This is a genomic window from Alcanivorax sp. HI0044, from assembly GCF_001634945.1.
Genome location: NZ_LWEZ01001245.1, coordinates 1 through 6,963, shown reverse-complemented (window position 1 = coordinate 6,963; position 6,963 = coordinate 1). Strand labels below are relative to the sequence as shown.

General features: G+C 59.1%; 5 protein-coding genes and 1 pseudogene. 5 read left to right on the top strand and 1 reads right to left on the bottom strand.

From position 1 onward, the window contains the following. From A3730_RS31820 to clpB, 4 genes and pseudogenes are all read left to right on the top strand, one after another. Positions 1-288 (top strand): annotated as a pseudogene (locus A3730_RS31820) (RNA pseudouridine synthase); the annotation flags it as partial. Positions 289-407: 119 nt separating this feature from the next. Next, a complete protein-coding gene (locus tag A3730_RS17720) occupies positions 408-671 on the top strand; it encodes a hypothetical protein (RefSeq protein WP_063519851.1) in 264 nt (87 codons plus the stop codon). Further along, positions 658-1,410, top strand: coding sequence for a peptidoglycan editing factor PgeF (gene pgeF, locus A3730_RS17715; protein WP_063519850.1), 753 nt, complete (start codon positions 658-660; stop codon positions 1,408-1,410). Before A3730_RS17720 ends, pgeF begins: the two co-directional genes overlap by 14 nt. A gap of 276 nt (positions 1,411-1,686) precedes the next feature. After that, positions 1,687-4,284 carry an ATP-dependent chaperone ClpB gene (clpB, locus tag A3730_RS17710; protein ID WP_063520855.1) on the top strand — a complete coding sequence of 866 codons (2,598 nt, stop codon included), beginning with the start codon at positions 1,687-1,689 and terminating at the stop codon, positions 4,282-4,284. Positions 4,285-4,371: 87 nt separating this feature from the next. Here clpB and A3730_RS17705 read toward each other — a convergent pair whose 3' ends face one another. Next, on the bottom strand, positions 4,372-4,833 hold the full coding sequence (locus tag A3730_RS17705; RefSeq protein ID WP_063519754.1) for a DUF4124 domain-containing protein: 462 nt from the start codon (positions 4,831-4,833) through the stop codon (positions 4,372-4,374). 485 nt (positions 4,834-5,318) lie between these two features. On the opposite strand from A3730_RS17705, the gene A3730_RS17700 reads away from it, so the two are divergent. After that, positions 5,319-6,963: acetolactate synthase 3 large subunit (locus A3730_RS17700; RefSeq protein ID WP_063538583.1), on the top strand; the 1,645-nt coding region annotated here is incomplete at its 3' end.

Sequence of the window (6,963 nt, the reverse complement as noted above, 5' to 3'; positions counted from 1 at the left end):
GTGCAGCTGGAAACCGGCCGCACCCACCAGATTCGCGTTCACATGGCGCATCGTAACTACCCGCTGGTGGGGGATCCGCTCTATGGTGGTCGGCTCAAGCAGCCTGCCGGGGCCACTGAAGCGCTGCGTCAGGCGCTGCACAAGTTCCCCCGCCAGGCACTGCATGCCCGCAAGTTGGGGCTGATTCACCCGGCCACGGGCGAATATCGTGAATTCGAAGCGCCGCTGCCGGCGGATATGACAGGGCTGATTGCCGCACTGGAAGCCGACATCAAAGAAGAAGAGTGATAAGAGGTGCAGGGTGTGGCGTTGCTGATGGCCGGCTGCGCTAGGGAGCCTTTGAGGAATTCCCTGCGTACTCAGCGTGCGCGGTAAGTTACCACGCGGAAAAAGGAACAGACTGGGCGGTGCTGGATGGCTATCTGCAGCGCCGTTGTGAGACGCTACTGGGCCAGCAAGCCGCTTCGGTGACGGATATCACCCACCGAATCCACGGCAATGTGGCCCAGTCAGACATGGCGACCAGTGCGCCAGTGCGAACCGGAGGCGATGCCATGGGTGGAAACTTCAGTTCTCCCGGCCTGTCTCAGCACGGAGTGCTGTTCAAGTTGCGTGTGGCGGAAGGGTGTGTTCCCCCGACTGACCAAGGAGCCAGCAATGTCACTGCCTGACAAGAGCCAATGGCTATGCCCGGACTGGAATCCACACCCGGCCGTGCGGGTGTGCGTGACGACCCGTGCCGGTGATCATTCCCCCAAGCCCTGGCACGGGTTCAATCTGGGGTTGAACTGCGGTGACCAGCCGGCGCGGGTCGAGCAGGCCCGTCATCATGTGGAAAAACTGCTGCAGGCGGATCACCCCGCCGCCTGGTTGTGGCAGGTCCACGGCAAGCAAGTGATACGCGCCGATGCCCAGGATAACGAAGCCGATGGGGTCTGGACTGACCAGCAACGCTGGCCCTGTGTGGTGCTGACCGCTGATTGTCTACCGGTGTTGCTGGCCCGCACTGATGGAGCGGCTGTTGCGGCGGTCCATGCCGGTTGGCGGGGTTTGCAGGCCGGTATTATTGCCAAAGGCGTGGCCAGTATCGCGCCCAACGGTGAGGCCGTCAGCGCCTGGCTGGGTCCGGCCATTTGTGGGCAGTGCTACCAGGTGGGGGATGAGGTCTACCGTGCCTTTACCGAGAATCGGCCTGCGTTCAAGCCTGCTTTCCAGAAAGATGCTTCCCCCGGCCACTGGCGATTCTCGGTGGCTCATGCCGCCATCATTGAGCTGGCCCAGCTCGGCGTCGATGATGTCCACGGTGGGGATCTCTGCACGGCCTGTGACCTGTCCCGTTTTTATTCCTATCGCAAGGAAGGCGAGACCGGGCGTTTTGCGTCGCTGATCTGGCTGGACGGGGATAATTAATAGTCAATAATGAATAATTAATAACGACGCGATAACGCTTTTATAAGGTTTTGAACGCAAGAGGCCGCGCCCAGAGATTGGGCGCGGCCTCTTGCGTTCAAGCTAACACAGGCTTGCGCCGCGCAGCTATTACTTATTCATTATTAACTATTCATTGCCCTTGAGTTTGGCCCAATCGGACCCATTTAACTCTCAGTTGATAGATAACCGGTGATCGCATTGACCTTGCCGTCAGGGAGGTGCTGTGCGGATCACGACCGGATAGGAGAGTGAAAAATGCGAATGGATAAACTCACTGCCCGCTTGCAGGAAGCCCTGTCAGACGCGCAATCTCTGGCCGTGGGGCAGGGAAACAGCACCATTGAGCCGGTCCACCTGATGTTGGCGTTGATGCAGCAGCAGGGTGGCGCTGCCCGGCCCTTGCTGGAAAAGGCTGGTGCCAACAGCGCGGATGTGATTACCGCCCTGAATATGGCCGTGGACAAGCTGCCCACCGTGAATAACTTCAATGGTGACGTGCAGATGGGCCAGGCCACCGGCCGCATGCTGAACCTGGCCGATCGTGAGGCGCAGCAGCGCGGTGATCAGTATCTGTCCACGGAAGTGGTGTTGCTGGCGGCCTGTGACGATAACGGCGAGCTGGGCAAGCTGTTTAAAAATGCCGGTGTGACCCGCAAGGTGCTGGCGGAAAAAATTGCTGAAGTGCGCGGGGGTGAAGCGGTGAATGATCCCAATGCGGAAGACAAGCGCGAGGCGCTGGACAAGTACACCGTCAACCTGACCGAGCGGGCCGAGTCCGGCAAGCTGGACCCGGTGATCGGCCGTGACGATGAAATCCGCCGCACCATCCAGGTGTTGCAGCGTCGCACCAAAAACAATCCGGTTTTGATTGGTGAGCCCGGCGTGGGCAAGACCGCCATCGTGGAAGGGCTGGCTCAGCGCATCGTTAATGGTGAAGTGCCTGAAGGGTTGAAAGACAAGCAAGTGCTGTCTCTGGATATGGCCGCGCTGATCGCCGGAGCCAAGTACCGGGGTGAATTCGAAGAACGCCTGAAAGCGGTGCTCAATGAGTTGGCCAAGCAGGAAGGGCGCATCATTCTGTTCATCGATGAACTGCATACCATGGTCGGCGCCGGCAAGGGCGAAGGGGCCATGGATGCTGGCAATATGCTCAAGCCGGCGCTGGCCCGGGGCGAACTGCACTGCGTGGGCGCTACCACGCTGGACGAATACCGCCAGTACATCGAGAAAGATGCAGCGCTGGAGCGTCGTTTTCAGAAAGTGCTGGTGGATGAGCCCACGGTGGAGGACACCATTGCCATTCTGCGGGGCTTGAAAGAGCGTTATGAGGTGCACCACGGCGTCGATATTACCGATGGCGCTATCATTGCGGCCGCGCGCTTGAGTCATCGCTATATCACCGACCGGCAGCTGCCGGACAAGGCTATCGACCTGATCGACGAGGCGGGCAGCCGTATCCGCATGGAAATTGATTCCATGCCGGAAGAAATGGACCGTCTGGACCGCCGCCTGATCCAGCTGAAGATGGAACGCGAAGCGCTGCGCAAGGAAGAAGATGATGCCAGCCGCAAGCGTCTGGAAAAGCTGGAAGAAGAGATCGACGAACTGGAAAAACAGTATGCCGATCTGGAAGAAATCTGGCAGGCGGAAAAAGCTGCCCTGCAGGGCGCTGCGGAATACAAGGCAGAGCTGGAGCAGGCACGGGTGGAAATGGAGCAGGCGCGTCGCGCCGGTGACCTGAGCCGCATGTCCGAGCTGCAGTACGGGCAGATTCCGGAACTGGAAAAGAAAGTGCAGGATGCCCAGGACCGTGAAGAGCAGGCCCAGGCGGAAACCCAGCTGCTACGCAACAAGGTCACTGACGAAGAGATCGCCGAGGTGGTGGCCAAGTGGACCGGGATACCCGTATCGAAAATGCTGGAAGGCGAGAAAGACAAACTGCTGCGCATGGAAGAGGCCCTGCACGACCGGGTCGTCGGCCAGAATGAGGCTGTAGAAGCGGTGGCCAATGCGGTGCGCCGCTCACGGGCCGGGCTGTCGGATCCGAACCGGCCCAACGGCAGTTTCCTGTTTCTTGGCCCCACTGGTGTGGGCAAGACAGAGCTGTGCAAGGCACTGGCCAGCTTCCTGTTCGACACCGAAGAGGCCATGGTGCGCATCGACATGTCCGAGTTCATGGAGAAACACTCCGTGGCGCGGCTGGTGGGTGCGCCTCCGGGCTATGTGGGTTACGAAGAAGGTGGCTATCTCACTGAACTGGTGCGGCGTAAGCCCTACTCTGTGGTGTTGTTGGACGAGGTGGAAAAAGCGCATCCGGATGTGTTCAACATTCTGTTGCAGGTGCTGGATGATGGACGCCTGACGGATGGCCAGGGCCGCACCGTGGACTTCCGCAACACGGTGGTGGTGATGACATCCAATCTGGGCTCTGACCTGATCCAGAAACTGGCGGGAGCCGATGCGGAGTCCGCCAGTGACTACGAGGCGATGAAGTCCGCGGTGATGGAGGTGGTGGGTAATCACTTCCGGCCAGAGTTTATCAACCGTGTGGATGAAACCGTGGTATTCCACCCGTTGGCCAAGGACCAGCTCAAGGGGATCGCGTCGATTCAGCTGGGCTTTTTGCAAAAAAGACTGGCGGAGCGGGATATCGGCTTGCAGCTAAGCGATGCGGCGCTGGACAAGCTGGTGGACGCTGGTTTCGACCCGGTCTATGGGGCGCGGCCGCTCAAGCGGGCCATCCAGCAGCAGCTGGAAAATCCGCTGGCGCAATCGCTACTGAGGGGTGAATACCTTCCCGGAGATACCGTTCACGTGGACGTGGAAGACGAGCGGTTTACCTTCAAGCGTTAAATTGAGGGAAGTCGTCTGTAAACAAAAACCGCCGACATCGATGTCGGCGGTTTTTTATTGGCGCAGTGACTGCCGGCAGACGCGCCCTTAGCGAGCCTCGCACTTTTCCAGCGCGCTGCGGGTGTCTTCCACCATTTTGTCTCTGGCTTCCTGATCCAGCACTTCCATTTCGCCGGTCTCCGGGTTCTTGCGCCGCACGGTAGGTTTGTTTGTCAGTGTTTCCAGGTTCTTGCGGTGTTGTTCGCAGCGCTCCTGGGCGACGGCATCCGGTTCCGTTTTTAAGCGTTGCTCTTCTTTGGCCTGGGTTGCTGCGGCTTCTTTGGCTTTTTGTGCCGCGTTGCGCTTGGCCTCAAGGGCCTCAATCGCCTCGCTTTGATCGGAACTGGCATTGGCCCGGGTGTTTACTTCAGAGGCGTTTACGCCCTGCGGTGGCTGGGCGTCGTAATGGGTGACGCCCTTGTCATCCACCCATTTGTAGAACTTGGCCGCCGGGCTCAGGCTGGAAATGGCAAGCAGTGCGCCCCCGAGAAACAGGCTGAATTTTGTCATGGTGTCAGTCTTCTTATGATTTCGGTTGATCCATCAGACTTTAGCATGACGTGATAAGGGGATTTTCTGCAACCTAAAGTCGATCAAGGGCTTTGATTGGCCGCACATTTCTGCCAAAATTATGGCTTTCCGGAGATCGGGACCCGCATTCGCTTACCGGCGTGTGTGAGGCCGGGACCCGGGGCACCGTTACCGCGATGTCCTGCCAGCAGTATCACTGCACTCTCGTCCCGCTGTGGGAGCCTCCGGAGGTTTCTGTTTTCAAAGTGGGATGACTCCATCTGTTTTCCCCCTATCCAGACAGCGCCTCCAGAATCGTCTCTCTGCCTGCGTCTGTGTCGGCCACCTCCGACAAGACCCCAGAGCATCCAAATACGGTGCTTTAATCCGCAGGCAGCAAGCTCGCAGGCTGTTCAACGGTCTGCCAGAACACCGTCCCGCTGCGTGGCAGTGGGTTGTATGCATTCAAATTTGAGGTAGCAACCGTGGAAATGTTATCCGGCGCGGAAATGGTGGTCCGTGCGCTGCAAGACGAGGGAGTGGAGTACATCTTCGGGTATCCCGGAGGGTCCGTACTGCACATTTACGATGCATTGTTCCAGCAGGACTCTGTCAGCCACATTCTGGTTCGTCACGAGCAGGCGGCCACCCATGCGGCGGACGGCTATGCCCGTGCCACCGGCAAGCCCGGCGTGGTCATGGTGACCTCCGGGCCTGGCGCTACCAACGCCATTACCGGCCTGGCCACCGCTTTCATGGACTCGATTCCCATGGTGGTTTTGTCTGGTCAGGTTCGCTCTGACTGGATTGGCGATGACGCCTTCCAGGAAACCGACATGATTGGTGTGTCCCGTCCGGTGGTGAAGCACAGCTTCATGGTCCGTGACGCCAAAGACATTCCGGAAATCATGAAGAAAGCGTTCTACATCGCTACCACTGGCCGCCCTGGTCCGGTGCTGGTGGATATTCCCAAGGATCAGACGGCGCCGAACGTCAAGAATCCTTACGAATATCCCAAGAAAGTGAAGATGCGCTCCTACTCTCCGGTCAGCCGTGGTCATTCCGGCCAGATCCGCAAGGCGCTGGACGAGCTGATGAAAGCCAAGCGCCCGGTGATTTACGCCGGTGGCGGCGTGGTGCAGGGCGAGGGCAGCGAGCTGCTGACCCAGCTGGCCCATCGCCTCAACTTCCCGGTGACCAATACCTTGATGGGGCTGGGCGGCTTCCCCGGCACGGATCGTCAGAACGTGGGCATGTTGGGCATGCACGGCACCTACGAAGCCAACATGACCATGCACAGCTCCGATGTGATTCTGGCGGTGGGCGCCCGTCTGGACGACCGGGTGACCAACAACGTGAAGAAGTTCTGTCCGGGCGCCAAGATCATTCATATCGATATCGACCCGGCGACCATCTCCAAGAACATCATGGCGCACATTCCCATTGTGGGCCCGGTGCAACAGGTGCTGGAAGAGATGCTGGCGGCGCTGGACGAGCACGGCGGCGAGCCGGACCGCAAGGCGCTGGAGCGCTGGTGGGAAGAAATCGACGGCTGGCGCAAAGTGCATGGCATGCGGTATGAGACCAACGAAGACGGTCCCATGAAGCCCCAGCAGGTGGTCCAGGCGTTGTACAAGGCCACCAAAGGTGATGCCTATGTGACCTCCGACGTGGGTCAGCACCAGATGTTTGCGGCTCAGTATTACCAGTACGACAAGCCGCGTCGCTGGATCAACTCCGGTGGCCTGGGCACCATGGGCTTCGGCCTGCCGGCGGCCATGGGCGTGCAGTTTGCGTTCCCGGAAGCAACAGTTGCCTGTGTGACCGGTGAAGGCTCCATTCAGATGAATATCCAGGAGCTGTCCACCTGCCTGCAGTATGGTTTGCCGGTGAAGGTCATTAACATCAATAACCAGGCGCTGGGCATGGTTCGTCAGTGGCAGGACATGCAGTACGGTGGCCGCCATAGCCAGTCCTACATGGAGTCCCTGCCGGACTTCGTCAAGCTGGCCGAGGCCTATGGCCATGTGGGCATGAAGATCACCAGGATTGAGGATCTGGACGGGGCCATGGAGGAAGCCTTTGCCCTGAAGGATCGTCTGGTATTCATGGATATTTATGTTGACCCCA

Bases quoted from the DNA above. Each gene is read 5' to 3' on its own strand.
- pgeF (WP_063519850.1), top strand. From the start codon at position 658: ATGTCACTGCCTGACAAGAGCCAATGGCTATGCCCGGACTGGAATCCA.
- clpB (WP_063520855.1), top strand. From the start codon at position 1,687: ATGCGAATGGATAAACTCACTGCCCGCTTGCAGGAAGCCCTGTCAGAC.
- A3730_RS17705 (WP_063519754.1), bottom strand. From the start codon at position 4,833: ATGACAAAATTCAGCCTGTTTCTCGGGGGCGCACTGCTTGCCATTTCC.